Genomic DNA, 15,661 nt, shown 5'->3' with positions numbered 1-15,661 from the left:
GTTATCCGTAATTCTCTCTTCTGGAAGACAGCAGGGGAGAATGTGGTGGATGACCAGTATGAGCTTTATTGCCTGGCCGACCCGCTTTTTTATGACACGCTTGACGGCCGCCGGGGTGATCATCCCGATTTCGCGCTCGCTGCCCGGAATGTCCCGGACGGCTGGCAGCACCAGGCGACCGACACCTGGATGCACTACGCGCCGCTCGGCGGTCGCACACCCGCCCAGGGCTGGAAGATCCACGTCTCCGCTCGCACCGAGGACGCCGACCGCGCCATAGAGGCGGTCTGGGACTACTGCGTCCCCCGCGACATCGCGTTCAAGTTCCTGCGCAGCCTGCCGGTCATGACCATGCTGAACTCCAAGGCCGCCCCTCGTGGCTCCAGCGGGAAGCTCGTGACGATCTACCCGGTGGACGAGGCGCAGCTGGAGCTCACGCTCAAGGAGCTCGACGAGCTGCTCACGGGCATCGAGGGGCCCTACATCCTCAGCGACCTCCGCTACGGCCAGGGACCGCTCTTCGTACGGTACGGCGGCTTCGCCGGACGGCGCTGCCTGGCCGACAACGGCGAGCTGGTGCTGGCCATCGAGGACGGCGAGGGACGGCTCGTCCCCGACGTGCGGGAGCCCGCCTTCGGCGTGCCGTCCTGGGTGACGCTGCCCGCCTTCCTCGAACCCCACCTCGCGGCCCGCAACGCGGTCACCACCGAGGGGCTGCCGTACCGGGTCGAGAGCGTGATGCAGTTCTCCAACGGCGGCGGCGTCTACCTGGGAGAAGACCTGCGCACCGGGGAGCGGGTCGTGCTGAAGGAGGCCCGCCCGCACGCCGGCCTGGACGCCGCCGGCCGGGACGCGGTGGCGCGGCTGGCGCACGAGCGCGACATGCTGGAGCGCCTGTCCGGGCTGGACGCGGTACCCGCACTGATCGACTACTTCACTCTGGGCGGGCACCATTTCCTGGTCGAGGAGTTCGTCGACGGCAACCCGCTCCAGCGCCAACTCGTGCACAAATACCCGCTCACCAGGGCGACCTGCGACGACGCGGCCATCGCCGAGTACACCGCCTGGGTGCTCGACATACTTCCCAAGGTGCGCCGGGCGGTCGAGTCCCTGCACGAGCGCGGGGTGGTCTTCGGTGACCTGCACCCGAACAACATCCTCCTGACCGAGGACGGCCGCCTGGTCCTGATCGACTACGAGGTGGCGACCCTCACCGAGGACCGCGGCCGCGCGGCGCTCGCCCACCCGGCGTTCGGCGCGCCGGCCGACCGGCAGGGCGTCGACGTCGACCTGTACGCCCTGTCCTGCCTCTGCCTCGGGCTCTTCGCCCCCCAGCTCACGATCATGCTGTCGCTCGACCGTGCCAAGGTGACCGAACTGGCCAGGCTCATCGGCGAGACCTTCCCCGTGCCGCGCGAGATGCTCGACGAGGCGGTCCGCACCGTCGCGGGCCCCGAACCCGCGGCGGCCACGCCCTACCCGAAACCGGGACGCGACAGCTGGCCCCGGCTCAAGGAGGCGATGACCCGGGCCATCCTGGCGAGCGCCACCCCCGAGCGCGAGGACCGGCTCTTCCCCGGCGACGTCGCCCAGTTCCAGCCCGGCGGCGGCGTCAACCTCGCGTACGGCGCGGCCGGCGTGCTCTACGCGCTGGCGAGCACCGGAGCCGAGCGCCGTCCCGAGCACGAGGACTGGCTGCGCGCGAAGGCGCTCGCCCCCGCCCCGGGGACGGGGATCGGGTTCTACGACGGCCTGCACGGTGTGGCCTACGTCCTCGACCTGCTCGGGCACCGCCAGGACGCGATCGACACCGCCGACCTGTGCCTGCGCCAGAAATGGGAGGCGCTGGAGCTCGGGCTGTTCAGCGGCCTGGCCGGCATGGGCCTGAACCTTCTCCACCTGGGCCGGACCACCGGCGAGCGAACCTTCACCGAGGTGGCCCTGCAGATCACCGGCATCTGCTCCGACAGGCTGGGCGGGCCCGAGGACGTACCCGAGGTCAGCGGCGGCGTCCACCCCCGGGCCGGGCTGATGTACGGCTCCTCCGGGCCCGCTCTTCTCTTCCTGCACGCCTACGAGCAGACCGGCGACACGTCGCTGCTCGACAGGGCGGCCGTGGCGCTCCGGCAGGACCTGCGGCGCTGCGTAACCGGCGAGGACGGAACCCTCCAGGTCGACCAGGGCTGGCGCACGCTGCCCTACCTGGACGAGGGATCGGTGGGCATCGGCATCGTCCTCGCCCGCTACCTGGCCCACCGGGAGGACGAGGAGCTGCGCGCCGCGCTCGACGGCTGCCGGCGCGTCACCCGGGGACGCTACTTCGTGCAGTCCGGCCTGTTCACCGGCCGGAGCGGCATGATCGGCGCCCTCGGCTGGGGTCTGGGACCCGAGCCGAACGCCTCCCTTACCGACCACACCGACGTGGCCGAGCAGCTCCGCGGGCTGGCCTGGCACGCGCTGCCCCACGGCGGCGGGCTCGCCTTCCCCGGGAACCAGCTGCTCAGGCTCTCCATGGACTTCGCGACCGGCACGGCCGGAGTCCTGTTCGCGATGAGCGCCGTGCTGCACGACCGGCCGGTGTTCCTCCCCTTCATCGAGCCGCCCGGCGGCACGAGCACCCCGTCAGGGGTGTCCGCGCACGAACCCGCCGGGCGGTTTGGCCCCCACGACACATCGACATCGAAGGAGGTGTAACGACATGGTTCTTCTCGACCTGCAGTCCCTGGAGGCCCCCACCGGCGGTGGTGGCGGTGGCGGCGGCAGCACGCTGACGGTCCTGGGCTGCGAGTCCGGCAAGCCCAGCAACCTGAGCGTCGTCCTCTGCCACTAGGCATCCCGGTTTTCCCGATATCGGTTCGGTTCCCACCAGAAGTGAGGAAATTCCATGGTCCTTCTCGACCTGCAGTCCCTGGAGACCCCCGGCGGCGGCCACGGCGGCGGCGGTGGCGGCAGCACCCTCACCGTCCTGGGCTGCGAGTCCGGCAAGCCCAGCAACCTGAGCCTCCTGCTCTGCCACTAGTCCTCCCCGTTCCACACAACCCGTAGAACCCGTAGAAACGGAGCAACTTCGATGGTCCTTCTCGACCTGCAGTCCCTGGAGACCCCCGGCGGCGGCCACGGCGGCGGCGGTGGCGGCAGCACCCTCACGGTCCTGGGCTGCGAGTCCGGCAAGCCCAGCAACCTGAGCCTCCTGCTCTGCCACTAGTGAGACCCGTGCCCGGGACGGCCAGCGACGGCGGCCGTCCCGGGCACTCCCGTTCCGGGAGGGGCCGGAACACCGAGAAAGCCCGGGACCTCAAGGAAACCCGGGAAGCCGGGCGGTTCAGGAAGGTGCGAACGTGCGAGCAGCGGATCGGCTGGTGGCCGACACCGTACGGCGTGGCGGACCCTGGCTCGCCGTCCTCGTGGCCACCTCCGTCCTGGGCGCCTTCGCGCAGCTCGCGCTCCCGCTCGTGCTGGGCAGGACGGTCGACGAGCTCGTCACCGACACGCCCGGCGGCACCGGAGCGGCGACCTGGCTCGGTGCCTGCGCCGCCGCCGTGACCCTCACCGTGCTCTGCGACGCCCTCGGCGTCTGGGCCTCGGGATCGAGCGGCGCGCGCTCCTCGGCCTGGCTCAGGAACCGGGTCGTGCGGAACGTGCTCGGCGTCGGGCCGATGATCACCCACCGGTTCCCCGAGGGAGACCTGGTCACCCGGATGGGCCTGAACACCGAGGAGATCGGACGCGCCCCCGAGTCGATCGTCACCGGGGCCGCGCTGGTCATCCCCACCGCGGGCGGCATCGTGGCCCTCACCCTCATCGACCCCCTGCTGACCGTGACACTGGTCGCCGGGATCGTCCTCATCGCCCTCGTCCTACGGGCCTTCCTCACCGTGAGCACCTCGATAGCGGGCGACTACCAGGCGGCACAGAGCGACATCGCCGCCCGCCTCGTCGACGCCCTCGCCGGGGCCCGTACGATCGCCGCGGCCGGTACCGCCGACCAGGAGCGGGCACGGGTGCTGACCGCCCTGCCCAGGCTGCGCGGCCACGCCATGGACATGTGGCGGGCCAACGCGCGGGCCGGCGTACAGGCGGGAGCGGTGGTCCCGCTGCTGGAGGTGGCCGTGCTCGGGGTGGGCGGGCTGCGCCTGGCCGCCGGGGACCTCACGGCCGGAGAGCTGTACGCCGCCGCCCGCTACGTCGTGCTCGGCGCGGGTCTCGGCTCGGCGCTGGGCTACGTCGGCCGCCTGGCCAGGGCGCGGGCCGCCGCGGCCAGGGTGGAGGAGCTGGTCTCCGAGAGCCCGCGGGCCTACGGCAGCCGCCCGCTGCCCGCCGGCCCCGGCACGCTTGAGCTTCGCGGAGTCGACGCGGACGGCCTGCACGATATCGATCTCGTCATCCCCGGCGGGCAGGCGGTGGCCGTGGTCGGCCGCTCGGGGGCGGGAAAGTCCCTGCTCGCCGCGGTCGCCGGACGGCTGGTGGACCCGCGCCACGGCACGGTACTCCTCGACGGCGTCCCGCTGCCCGACCTCTCCCGCGAGGCGCTGCGCCGCGCCGTCGGGTACGCGTTCGAACGCCCGGCGCTGCTCGGCGAGACCGTCGGCGCCGCCGTCGCCCTGGGGCTCGACGCTCCCACCCCCGGCACCGGGTGCGACGGCCGGCCGGGCGAGAAAGGCGAGGTCGTGCGGGCGGCGGCGCGGGCGGCCCGCGCGGACGCCTTCGTCAGGCGGCTCCCCGGGGGGTACGACACGCCGCTGGAGGAGGCGCCCATGTCCGGCGGCGAGCGGCAACGGCTCGGCCTGGCCCGCGCCTTCGCGCAGGGAGGGCGCCTGCTCATCCTGGACGACGCCACCTCCAGCCTCGACACCGTCACCGAGCGCCAGGTCGCCCGCGCGCTGTCGCGGGAACTGCGCGACCGTACGCGGCTGATCGTGACCCACCGGGTGGCGACCGCGGCGGCGGCCGACCGGGTGATCTGGCTGGACGAGGGCCGGGTACGGGCGTGCGGCGGTCATCGCGCGCTCTGGGCCGACCCCGCCTACCGCGCCGTCTTCCAGGCGGACGCGTCGTGAATCCCACGGACGGACACGTCGCCGGCAGGCCCCTGCGGCGGGCGCTCAGGAGGGACCCGTACCAGCTGGTCAGGCTCGCGGGCTGGTCCGTCGCGGAGACGGCGCCCTCGCTCGTCATCGGCCTGGCCATCGCGCGGGCGATCGACGACGGCTTCGGCACGGGACGTCCCGCGACCGGGTTCGCCTGGCTCGCGCTGCTCGGCGGCGCGTGGCTGCTCGCCGCGGTCGGCGCCCGGCAGGTGGTGATGGCCGTCGCCTCGATCGTGGAGCCGTTCCGCGAGGAACTGCTCGCGCACGTCGTCGACGACGCGCTGCGCCACTCGGTCATGTCCGGGCAGGGGCCGGGAGCGGCTGCGGTGGCCCGCTCCAACCTCCAGGTCGAGCTGGCCCGCGACGCCTTCGCCTCGGTCATCACGGTGGTGAGGTCGTTCGCGTTCACCGTGGTGAGCGTCGTCCTCGGGCTCGCGACCCTCGTGCCCGAGGTGCTCGCGCTGGTGCTCCCCCCCTTCGTCGTGGGCCTTGTCGTCTTCCTGCTGTCGCTGCGCGCCCTGGCCAGGCGGCAGCGGGACTTCATCCTCGCCGACGAGCGCACCGCCGAGGCGCTGGCCACCACGGTGGGCGGGCTGCGCGACATCACCGCCTGCCGGGCCGAGGAGCGGGTGGCGGACGATGTCGGCCTGCGGGTGGCGGAGCAGGCCCGCGCGGCCCGGTCGCTGGCGCGGGTGACCGCGCTGCGCACGCTGTCGCTCGCGGTGGGCGGCTGGTTGCCGGTCCTGCTGGTGCTGTTCGCGACCCCCCGGCTCGTGGGCGAGGGCGCGGGCGCCGGGGTGATCCTGGGCGCCCTCGCCTACGTCACGCAGTCGCTCGCGCCCGCGCTCGGCAACCTCGTGGAAGGGCTGGGCATCAACGGGGTCCGGCTGCGGGTGGCGCTGGGCAGGCTCCTGCGCGACGGCGAGCCGCCCGCGCGGGCGCGCGGGCGGCTCGCGGCGCGGGGCGGAGGGGCCGAACTACGCGGCGTGACGTTCGCGTACGGCCCGCACGCGGAGCCGGTGATCGACGGTCTGGACCTGGTGATCCCGGAGGGGGACCACATCGCCGTCGTGGGTCCCAGCGGCATCGGCAAGTCCACACTCGCCGCGCTCCTGACCGGTGTGCTCCCGCCGGGGGCGGGCGAGGTCCTGGTGCGCGGGGTACCCGCGGACCGGCTCGACCCCGCCGACCGGGTACTCATCCCGCAGGAGGCGTACGTCTTCCGCGGCTCCCTGCTGGAGAACCTGACCTACCTCGCCGACGCCTCGCGGGAGGCGGTGGACGACGCCGTGACCGCGGTCGGCCTGACGAACCTGGTGGCGCGGCTGGGCGGATACTCCGCCGAGATCCACTCGGGGTCGCTCTCCCCCGCGGAACGGCAGCTGATCGCCCTGGCCCGCGCCTATCTCGCCCCGGCCCGGCTGGTGATCCTCGACGAGGCGACGTGCCACCTGGACCCGGCCGCCGAGGCCCGCGCGGAGGAGGCGTTCGCCCGCCGTGGCGGCACGCTCCTCGTCATCGCCCATCGGCTCACCTCCGCCCTGCGCGCCCGGCGGATCCTCGTCATGGACGGCACCAGCGTCCGGCTGGGCACGCACGAGGAGATGCTCGCCACCTCCCCGCTGTACGCGGACCTGGCCGGACAGTGGGACCCGTCGAACACACAGGAGCTGGTGCCTTGACCTCCCCGCCCTCCTTGACCTCCCCGCCCCTCGCGACCTACTCCCCCTGCTCACCGTGTTCCCCGCCCAGGGCCGAGGCCCGGGGACCTCGCACCGGAGGAATTCGATGATCTACCCTCCCGCGGAACGGCACCCGGTCGTCGACCACCTGCACGGTCACGCGGTTCCCGACCCGTACCGGTGGCTGGAGGACCCCGACAGCCCCGCGACGCGAAGTTGGACGGCCGCCCAGGGGGAACTGTGGCGCGAACACGCCGGCACGCTGCCGGGACGCGACCTGTGGCACTCGCGGGTGGCCGCGCTGACCGGGGCCGGAACGGTCGGCACGCCGATGTGGCGCGGCGGGAGCCGGTTCTTTCTGCGTCGTACGGCCTCCCAGGAGCACGCGGTCCTCTACCGCACCGCCCCCGACGGGGCGGAGGAGGCACTGATCGACCCGATGGAGCTCGACCCGAGCGGGCTCACCACGCTCGACCACTGGCAGCCCGACCTGGACGGCAGGCTGGTGGCGTACCAGCTGTCCAGGAGCGGGGACGAGCGGTCGGAACTGCGGGTCATGGACGTCGCCACCCGCCGGGTGGTGGACGGTCCGATCGACCGCTGCCGGTACGCGCCCGTGGCGTGGCTGCCCGACGGCAAGGCGTTCTTCTACGTCCGTTCCCGCCAGGTCCGCCTGCACCGGCTCGGCACCCCCGCCGAGGACGACGCGGTGATCATGGGTGAGGAGCGCTCGTACGGCCTGGGGATCAGCTACAACGGGCGCTGGCTCACGGTCTCGGCGATGGCGGACGGCGGCAACGACCTCTGGCTCGCCGACCTGTCGTCCTCCTCCCCCGAGCGCCCCGACCTGCGGGTGATCCAGCGAGCGGCGGGCGCGATGACGGCGCCCGCCGTCGGCCGCGACGGGCGCCTGTACCTGCTCACCACCCTGGACGCGCCACGGGGACGACTGTGCGTGGCCGACCCGGCCCGACCGGGCCCCGAGCACTGGGTCGACCTGGTCGAAGAGGACCCCGAGGCGGTGATCGGCGAGTTCGCGATCGCCGACCAGACGCTCCTCGTGAGCTGGACCCGGCACGCGGTCAGCGAGGTCAGCGTCCACGACGTGGTGACAGGAAACCGGCGCGGCCTGGTGCCGCTGCCCGGCCTCGGCTCGGCGAGGGAGATGACCACCCGCCCCGAGGGCGGCCACGAGGTCTGGTTCACCTACACCGACAGCGTCACGCCCCTGGGAGTGCACCGCTACGACACGCGCACCGGGCGGACGTCGCTGTGGAGCCCCGCACCCGGCGCCGTGGAGGTGTCCGAGCTCGAAGCCCGCCAGGTGGTCTGCGTCTCCGCGGACGGCACACCGGTGCGGATGGTCGTGCTGGCCCGCCCAGGCTCGGGTCCCAGGCCGACGATCCTGTACGGCTACGGCGGTTTCGGGCTCTCGCTCACGCCGTCGTACTCCAGCTACATCCTGCCCTGGGTCGAGGCGGGCGGGGTCTTCGTCCTCGCCCAGCTGCGCGGCGGCGGCGAGGAGGGCGCGGCCTGGCACCGCGACGGCATGCTGGAGCGCAAGCAGAACACCTTCGACGACTTCGCGGCGGCGGCCGAGAAGCTCGTCTCCGACGGCTGGACCACCCCCGCGCAGCTGGCCGCCTGCGGCGAGTCCAACGGCGGGCTGCTGGTGGGCGCCGCGCTGACGCAGCGCCCCGACCTGTTCGCCGCCGCCGTCTGCTCGGCGGCGCTACTCGACATGGTCAGGTACGAGCGCTCGGGCCTCGGCCCCGTCTGGAGGTCGGAGTACGGCTCGGCCGACGATCCCGAGCAGCTGGGATGGCTGCTCGGCTACTCCCCCTACCACCGGGTCACCGACGGCGTCGACTACCCCGCGACGCTGCTGACCACGTTCGGCGGTGACTCCCGGGTGGACCCCATGCACGCGCGCAAGATGTGCGCGGCGCTGCAGGCGGCGACGTCGGGGACGCGGCCGATCCTGTTGCGCCACGAGGGCGACGTCGGCCACGGCCCCCGCTCGGCGGGCCGCGCCGTCGACCTCGCCGCCGACATGCTCACCTTCCTCGCCGCCCACACCGGCCTGGAGGTTTTCGAGACGCGGTAGACGATCCCGTCCCCCTCCGATCCGGTGTCGTGCGAAGACCGGATCGCCTCGGTATCGGCGCCCTCAGTCGCGGTAACAGTCGGCGAGGGCGGCGAACGCCGCCTTGGGCTCCCACGGCATGTCGGGGTAGGTCCGGCCGGGACGGTCTTCGAGCACCTTGACCAGGCCGTAGCTCGCCATGTCGAAGTCCTCGCGAGGGTCGTCGCGGTGCGGCAGGTTGTAGGACGCGAAGGTGCACCAGAACGCGGTGTCGACACCCTCGGCGGCGAAGACCTCCAGTGACTCCCTCAGGTATGTGACCTGCTCGGCCTCATCACGGATGTAGTCGCCCTTCAGGCCGATCGCCTTCGCGCCGTCCCATTCGACCATGAACATGCCACGCGCGCCCAGGTCGGCCGCGCCCCGGTGGGTCGTGCACCCGAACTCGGTGATCGCGACGGGCTTCCCCCGCGCGACGAGGGAACGGATCGCCTCGGCATACTGATCGGCCACCTCGATCGACGTGTAGGCGTCGACCGAGACGATGTCGAAGGGCGTCCAGTCGATCTGCTCGGACGGCAGCGCGGCGTAGGTGACCTTTCCTCCGAACCGGTCGCGGACCACGCTCACCGTCTTGGCGAGGAAGTCGTTGAGGAGGGCGGGGACCGGCGCCATCACCTCGCGCAGGCGATGCGGCTCGGCCAGCAGGGTGAGCCGGTCGGCGAGGGTGTCGCCGGGCAGGAACCCCTTGGTGAACAGGGTGAGTTCGGCGCCGGTGACGAGGACGACCTCGGCTCCCCGCCCGCGTAGCCGCTCGGCGCGTTCGGCGCAGTCGGCGAGGAAGGTGAGCAGTTCGTCGGTGGTCAGGTCGCAGGTGAACGGCGAGAACCAAACCTCCAGTCCGGCGTCGGCGGCGTGGACGGCGGCGATCTCCAGCCGGTCCGGGTCACCGCCGGTGATCCGGACCGCGTTGCAGTGCAGGTCCTCGCGGATGACCCACATCTCCCGCTTCACGACGTCGGGGTCGAACGGTTCGCGGGTGCTCGGTCCCGCGTCGGCGAGACCGGTGTCGATGAAGCCGGTGTCGTAGGTGATGCCCTTGCCTCGCATGACTCGTACCCTTCTCAATGCCGATTGGATACCGCCGCACGTCAGAGCACGGACTCTCCAACGGGGAGGTATTTACGGTACTCATCGTACCTTAATCGAATGTCAGCGCCGTGTTTCACGAAAAAACAAGGTACGCAGAGTACCTACCAAGGAGGGAAGATGGCCGAGGACCCCGCGGAGCGACAGGTCGCCGCCCCGACCAGGCGGCGCGGCACCGCACTGGAGCAGGCGATACTCCGTGCCGCGGTCGACGAACTCCTCGAATCCGGATATTCGGGTCTAAATATGGATAAAGTCGCCGCCCGGGCCGGTACCAACAAGAACGCGATCTACCGCCGCTGGCCGAACCGGGCCGCGCTCAGCATCGCCGCCTACCGGCAGCTGAGCGCGGCCTCCGCGCCACTGCCCGACACCGGCGAACTGCGCGGCGACGTGCTTGAGCTGCTGCGTGGCGCGAACCGCCACTGGTCCTCGCCCACCGGCGACATCCTGCGCAGCCTGCTGTCGGGCGTCGCCGACGATCCGGAGCTACTCGCGCAACTCCACGAACAGTCCGGCGACGCCGGGTCCGGCATGTGGCTGACGATTCTCGGGCGTGCGGTGGCCCGCGGCGAGGCTCCGCCCGAGGTCCTCCACCCCCGGGTGGCCACCGTCGCCGTCGTCCTGCTGCGCAACGAGTTCGTCACGCGCGGAGTCCCCACCGTGCCCGACAGCGTCCTCGTCGAGATCGTCGACGAGGTGTACCTGCCCCTGATACGCGGACATCGCCGGCCCCCGGACTGACCTTTCGTCACCTCACCCCCCGTCGCGGGGCCGTACCGGATCCAGGCCGTCGCGGACCCCGGCGAGGGTGCTTCAACGTCCACTCCTCTGGACAGAGTCGAGACGGGTCATCTCCTCCGCCGAGAGCCGCAGGGCGCCGGCGGCCACGTTCTCGGCCAGGTGGTCGGGGTTGCCGGTGCCGGGGATGGCCAGCACGTGCGGCCCGCGCTGCAACGTCCAGGCCAGCCGGACCTGCGCGGCCGTCACGCCGTGCGCGCGTGCGACGGCGAGCACCTCCTCGCTCTCGGCGACACTCGCCCCCGCCTCGCGCCCGGTCCCGGCGATCGCGAAGAAGGGGACGAACGCGATGCCCTGTTCCCCGCAGGAGCGCAGGAACTCGTGGTCCTCGGGCCGTGCGCCGATGCCGTAGGCGTTCTGCACGCAGACCACCGGCGCGATGGCCTGGGCCTCGGCGAGGTGCGCGGGCGTGACGTTGGAGATGCCCAGATGCCGGATCATCCCGGCGTCGCGCAGGTCGGCCAGCGCACCGAAATGCCCGGCGATCGAGCTGGACGCCATGTTCTGCGGGATGCGCAGGTTCACCACGTCGAGGTGGTCCCGGCCGAGCTGGCGCAGGTTCTCCTCGACCTGGCCGCGCAGCTGCTCCGGCCTGGCCCACAGCCACTCACCCGACGGATCCCGGCCAAATCCGACCTTGGTGACGATGACCAGGTCATCGGGGTAGGGCGCGAGCGCGCTGTTGATCAGCTCGTTCGCCGAGCGCAGCGCGGAGAAGTAGAAGGCCGCGGTGTCGATGTGGTTCACCCCGAGCTCGACCGCGCGGCGCAGCACGCCGATCGCCCGGCCCCGGTCACTCGGGACGCCGTTCCCGAACGCCGCACCGCTCTGCGTCAGGCGCATCGTGCCGAACCCGATCCGGTTGACCGGCAGGTCGCCGAGCTCGAAAACGCCCGCGGCCGAAGCGGTGATCGTCTTTGTGGTCATCGAATCTCCTCGCGTGTGAAGACCCCGCCTTCGAGTGTGAAGGAGGTGGGGTCGAAGTCCGCCGGTTCCATGGCGACGGTACGGAACTTCAATGATCTACCTCAGGCTCGATGAGCCGGCTGGCGAGAAGGTCCTCTTCGCCCCCTCACCTCGACGGTGCGGGAGACGACTGTGTCCGGCTCCAGATGCGGTGGGAGTCCGGCACGGGATAAGAGGTGGTGGTGGGGGTGATGTCCCAGACGCGGGTGGAGCCGAGCCGGGTGTCGAAGGCCGACCAGCCGGGGTTGCCGGTGGCGGCGAAGGAGGTCCACGCGGTGCGGACCTGATGGGACAGGGCGGCGAAGTCGGCGGGAGGCGGGGAGCCGAGGAAACGGGCGGCGTAGCGGGTGTGCGGCAGGCCGAAAACGAACGGAACGTCGATGCCGTGAGCGGCGCCGAGCGGCCCGCGCCAGGCGAAGTCGTACAGCCAGGTGCGCCCACCCGTCCTGGCGTGCGCTTCGGCGGTGAAGGTGGTCGGCATGCGCACCAGGGCGTCGGACATCAGCGTGGTGAACAGTTCGGTGACGGTGCTGTCGGGGTAGGCAGCCCGGTAGGCCGTATCGGCGTCGGGGGCGAGGCCGAAGCGGGTGGCAACGACCGCCAGATCGATCCGCTCCGGATCCGCCTGAGGTGGGAAGCCGCGGTATTCCTCGTGAGTGAAACCGCAGAGCAGGTCGATGTGGCGAGCACACCCGTCGGCGAGAGCCTGCCAGGGAGGTGCGGTGACCAGGTCGCCGTCGATGACGGGAGCGAACGCGCCACCGGGACGCCCACCGGTCAGCCGGGCGTCCGGCACCTCCAGGAGCGCTTGAGCGGGCAGCGCGGCCAGACCGTCCCAGGTAGGGGCGGTGCCGACGGCTGCCGCAAGCCGTTCGGTGACCCGCTGGGCCTCGGGGACTTCGAGATGGCCCGCGGGGAGGCTCTGGACGACGCACCGCCGAAACAGGCTGGCGGCCGACGGTGCCGCGGCGAGCAGGGCTGCGGACGCACCGCCGGCGGACTGGCCGAAAACGGTGACGTTTCCGGGGTCACCGCCGAAAGCGGCGATGTTGTCCTGCACCCAGGCGAGCGCGGCGAGCTGATCCAGCAGGCCGCGGTTGTCCGGTATACCGGGCAGGTGACCGAAGCCCTCGAAGCCGGTGCGATAGTCGAAGGTCACGACGACCACTCCGGAGCCGGCCAGGACCGAGCCGTCGTAGTGCGGCATCGACGCGGCGCCGTGAGTCCACCGGCCACCGTAGATCCACACCATCACCGGCAGGCGCGTACCCCCGGGGGCGGGGGTCCAGACGTTCACTTTCAGGCAGTCCAGGCCGTCGCCGGGCTGCCACACCGCCGGAACCCCTGGCGCCGGCGGTCGTTGCGGCGGCGCGCCACCGAAAGCGTCGGCCTCCCGCACCCCGTTCCAGGACGCCGCCGGTCGCGGCGGCAGGAAACGCCGCGCGCCATCGGGTGCGGCGGCGTACGGGATGCCCTTGAACGAGACGACGCCCTCGCGGGTACGGCCGCGGACCAGACCCTGTTGGGTCCGCACCGTGTCGTGCATGTGTTCCTCCTGACGAAATCCCAGGCGTCGATCGGCTCTGAGGGGTCGGTATCGAGGTGCTTTTGTCAGCGCGGGGACTGCCAGGCATCGGCGGGGCCGTCCTTGGCGAGCTTGGCGAGCAGGCCGTGCAGAGTCTGTTGCTCCTCGAAGGTGAGCGGGCCGAAGAACTCCGCCGAGGCCTGCTCGCTGAGCCGCTCGACCTCCCTGACCTTGTCCAGGCCCGCGGAGAGGATGTGTACCTCCGTCGCGCGGCGATCGCCGATGTGCGGCCGCCGCTCCGCCAGATGCATCGCCTCCAGCTCGTTCACCAGGGTGACCATGACGGGCTTGAACACCTTCAGCCGATCGCTCAGCCGAGCCTGGATCATCGGACCGTGCTGAATCTGGATGAGGACCCCCAGATGCTGTGGTTTCAGCCCGACCTGCGCCACGACCTGCTCATAAGCCTCGCGGGCATGGGCTGCGACCCAGTTCAGCAGGAAGCCGGTCCACTTGGTCAGAGCTTCGGGCGGCCCGTCCGCGGCTTCACCCATGGATTCGTTAACGTTCATAACGTTAACGACTTTAACGGTTTTGCCGGGGGGAGGAAAACCGCACCGAGGTCAGCGAGTCGTCAGTCGATCGCGGTGCGCTCGATTGGCGTCGATGAGCCGGTCGAGGGCGTCGCGGGCACTGAGGATCTCCTTGATGTGCTGGTCGATCCGGCCTCGCTCGTGCACCAGCCGCTCGAACGCCTCCTCGGAGTTCTGCTCGCTGGGCGAGTCGACGCACGGCAGCAACTCGACGATCGTACGGCTGGAGAGCCCGGCGGCGTACAGGCGCTGGATGAACACCACCCGCTCGACCTCGTTGTCGGTGTAGTGGCGCTGGCCGCTGGAACTGCGCGTGCTGGTGAGCAGGCCCTGCTCCTCGTAGTAGCGCAGAGAACGGACGCTCACCCCGGCCTTCGACGCCAACTCGCCGATCCGCATCGCGCCTCCCATCGAAAATCCTCGGCCGAACACTTGCCTCTGACGTCAGTGTCAGGTTCTAGCGTAATGGTCGCGTCCAGCCGACGGACGCGACCATTCGCAGGAACCTCGGAAAGGCGTACGCAGATGACGACCCTGTTCGACCGCTACCGGTTCGGTGCGCTGACCCTGCCCAACCGCGTGGTGATGGCCCCGATGACGCGGGTCCGCGCGGGTGCGGGCGGCCTGGCGACACCCTCGATGGCGACCTACTACGCCCAGCGCGCCACCGCCGGGCTCATCGTGACCGAAGGAGTGCAGCCGAGCCTGGTCGGGCAGTCCAATCCGGGCACCCCAGGGCTGTACACCGACGCGCAGGTCGCGGCCTGGCTACCGGTCACCGACGCGGTCCACACCAACGGCGGGCGCATCTTCGCCCAGATCATGCACGGCGGCCGGGTCTCCCACCCCGACACCACGGGGACGCGGCCGGTGGGACCCTCGGCCGTTCCCGCCACCGGGGAGGTGTTCACCCCGACAGGCCCCAAACCGGCGCCCGTGCCGCGGGCGCTGGAGACCGCCGAGGTGTCCGAGCACGCCCGGTCCTACGCCGAAGCCGCCCTCCGGGCCGTCGACGCCGGCTTCGACGGCGTGGAACTGCACGGCGCGAACGGCTACCTCATCGCCCAGTTCCTCTCCAGCAACGCCAACCTGCGCACCGACGCCTACGGCGGACCGATCGCCAACCGGATCCGATTCGCCGTGGAGGCGGTGTCCGCGACCGTCGACGCGGTCGGAGCGCACCGGACAGGCATCCGGCTCTCCCCCGGCGCGGGCATCTGGGGCGCGCAGGACACCGACGTCCCCGCCCTGTACGGCGCGCTGCTCGCCGAACTCGCCGCCCTGGATCTGGCGTACGTCCACCTCGAGGCCAGCACCGACGAGGACGTGCTCGTCGGGCTGCGCAAGGCCTGGCCCGCCACGCTCATCGTCAACCCGGTCTTCCCGCTGGGCCCCCGGCAGACGGACAGGGCCGCCGCCGACCACTGGCTCGGCCTCGGCGCCGACCTGATCAGCTTCGGCCGCGCCTTCATCGCCAACCCCGACCTGGTGGAGCGGCTGCGCCAGGGGCTCCCGATCGCGCCGCACGACGAGTCCACCTGGTACCAGGGCGGCGATGCCGGCTACCTCACCTACCCCGCCTACCGGCACACGGCCTGAACCGAGCCGCCTCAGTCCTGCGCGAACAGCCACGCCCGCAGCGCACGCGGCACGGCCTGCGTTCGGCCGCCTCGTCCAGCAGCGGCACATCGGCGGGAGACCAGTCGCCGCCGGACAGCACTTCTTGCCCGCGCCCGCACCGCCACCACGCGAGGCCGAACAGCGGGCGGCCA

At 71.8% G+C, this 15,661-nt stretch carries 14 protein-coding genes; 9 read left to right on the top strand and 5 right to left on the bottom strand.

Annotated features, from left to right (window positions below; all coding sequences use genetic code 11):
- Window positions 1-45 precede the first annotated feature (45 nt).
- The 7 genes from lanKC (at window position 46) to ACIBH4_RS02210 (ending at window position 8,876) form a co-directional block, all read left to right on the top strand.
- Window positions 46-2,694, top strand: a complete 2,649-nt coding sequence (gene lanKC / locus ACIBH4_RS02240) for a class III lanthionine synthetase LanKC (RefSeq protein WP_362763385.1) — start codon at window positions 46-48, stop codon at window positions 2,692-2,694.
- Between the two features lie 4 nt (window positions 2,695-2,698).
- Window positions 2,699-2,830 (top strand): SapB/AmfS family lanthipeptide, encoded by a 132-nt coding sequence (locus ACIBH4_RS02235; protein WP_362511959.1) that lies wholly within the window; start codon window positions 2,699-2,701, stop codon window positions 2,828-2,830.
- Window positions 2,831-2,884: 54 nt separating this feature from the next.
- A complete protein-coding gene (locus ACIBH4_RS02230; protein ID WP_350944088.1) occupies window positions 2,885-3,019 on the top strand; it encodes a SapB/AmfS family lanthipeptide in 135 nt (44 codons plus the stop codon).
- A gap of 51 nt (window positions 3,020-3,070) precedes the next feature.
- Window positions 3,071-3,205: a SapB/AmfS family lanthipeptide gene (locus tag ACIBH4_RS02225; RefSeq protein ID WP_350944088.1), complete on the top strand. Its 135-nt coding sequence runs from the start codon at window positions 3,071-3,073 to the stop codon at window positions 3,203-3,205.
- A gap of 133 nt (window positions 3,206-3,338) precedes the next feature.
- Entirely contained in the window at window positions 3,339-5,057 is a 1,719-nt protein-coding gene (locus tag ACIBH4_RS02220; protein WP_362763388.1) for an ABC transporter ATP-binding protein, read from the top strand.
- Complete coding sequence (locus ACIBH4_RS02215; RefSeq protein WP_362511952.1) at window positions 5,054-6,769, top strand: ABC transporter ATP-binding protein; 1,716 nt, start codon at window positions 5,054-5,056, stop codon at window positions 6,767-6,769. Before ACIBH4_RS02220 ends, ACIBH4_RS02215 begins: the two co-directional genes overlap by 4 nt.
- A 106-nt stretch (window positions 6,770-6,875) precedes the next feature.
- Window positions 6,876-8,876 (top strand): prolyl oligopeptidase family serine peptidase, encoded by a 2,001-nt coding sequence (locus ACIBH4_RS02210; protein WP_362511949.1) that lies wholly within the window; start codon window positions 6,876-6,878, stop codon window positions 8,874-8,876.
- Window positions 8,877-8,939: 63 nt separating this feature from the next.
- On the opposite strand, the gene ACIBH4_RS02205 is transcribed toward ACIBH4_RS02210, so the two are convergent.
- On the bottom strand, window positions 8,940-9,983 hold the full coding sequence (locus tag ACIBH4_RS02205) for a hypothetical protein (protein WP_362763391.1): 1,044 nt from the start codon (window positions 9,981-9,983) through the stop codon (window positions 8,940-8,942).
- A 141-nt stretch (window positions 9,984-10,124) separates the two neighbouring features.
- Between ACIBH4_RS02205 and ACIBH4_RS02200 the strand changes: the two genes are divergently transcribed.
- Window positions 10,125-10,748 (top strand): TetR/AcrR family transcriptional regulator, encoded by a 624-nt coding sequence (locus ACIBH4_RS02200; RefSeq protein WP_362511943.1) that lies wholly within the window; start codon window positions 10,125-10,127, stop codon window positions 10,746-10,748.
- Between the two features lie 72 nt (window positions 10,749-10,820).
- Here the strand turns inward: ACIBH4_RS02200 and ACIBH4_RS02195 are convergent, their stop codons facing one another.
- The 4 genes from ACIBH4_RS02195 to ACIBH4_RS02180 all read right to left on the bottom strand — a co-directional run bounded on the left by ACIBH4_RS02195 (window position 10,821) and on the right by ACIBH4_RS02180 (window position 14,288).
- Window positions 10,821-11,732, bottom strand: coding sequence for an oxidoreductase (locus tag ACIBH4_RS02195; RefSeq protein WP_362763394.1), 912 nt, complete (start codon window positions 11,730-11,732; stop codon window positions 10,821-10,823).
- 145 nt (window positions 11,733-11,877) lie between these two features.
- A complete protein-coding gene (locus ACIBH4_RS02190; RefSeq protein WP_362511937.1) occupies window positions 11,878-13,317 on the bottom strand; it encodes a carboxylesterase family protein in 1,440 nt (479 codons plus the stop codon).
- A 65-nt stretch (window positions 13,318-13,382) separates the two neighbouring features.
- Window positions 13,383-13,868, bottom strand: a complete 486-nt coding sequence (locus ACIBH4_RS02185) for a MarR family winged helix-turn-helix transcriptional regulator (protein ID WP_362763396.1) — start codon at window positions 13,866-13,868, stop codon at window positions 13,383-13,385.
- A 51-nt stretch (window positions 13,869-13,919) separates the two neighbouring features.
- Entirely contained in the window at window positions 13,920-14,288 is a 369-nt protein-coding gene (locus ACIBH4_RS02180) for a MerR family transcriptional regulator (RefSeq protein WP_362512323.1), read from the bottom strand.
- A 126-nt stretch (window positions 14,289-14,414) separates the two neighbouring features.
- On the opposite strand from ACIBH4_RS02180, the gene ACIBH4_RS02175 reads away from it, so the two are divergent.
- Window positions 14,415-15,488 (top strand): alkene reductase, encoded by a 1,074-nt coding sequence (locus ACIBH4_RS02175; RefSeq protein WP_362763399.1) that lies wholly within the window; start codon window positions 14,415-14,417, stop codon window positions 15,486-15,488.
- The last annotated feature ends 173 nt before the right edge of the window (window positions 15,489-15,661 follow it).

The organism is Streptosporangium sp. NPDC050284 (assembly GCF_044459525.1).
In the GTDB taxonomy this organism is placed as follows: Bacteria; Actinomycetota; Actinomycetes; order Streptosporangiales; family Streptosporangiaceae; genus Streptosporangium.
Note: the sequence above shows the minus strand (reverse complement) of the source record. Positions and strands in the feature narration are given on the sequence as shown.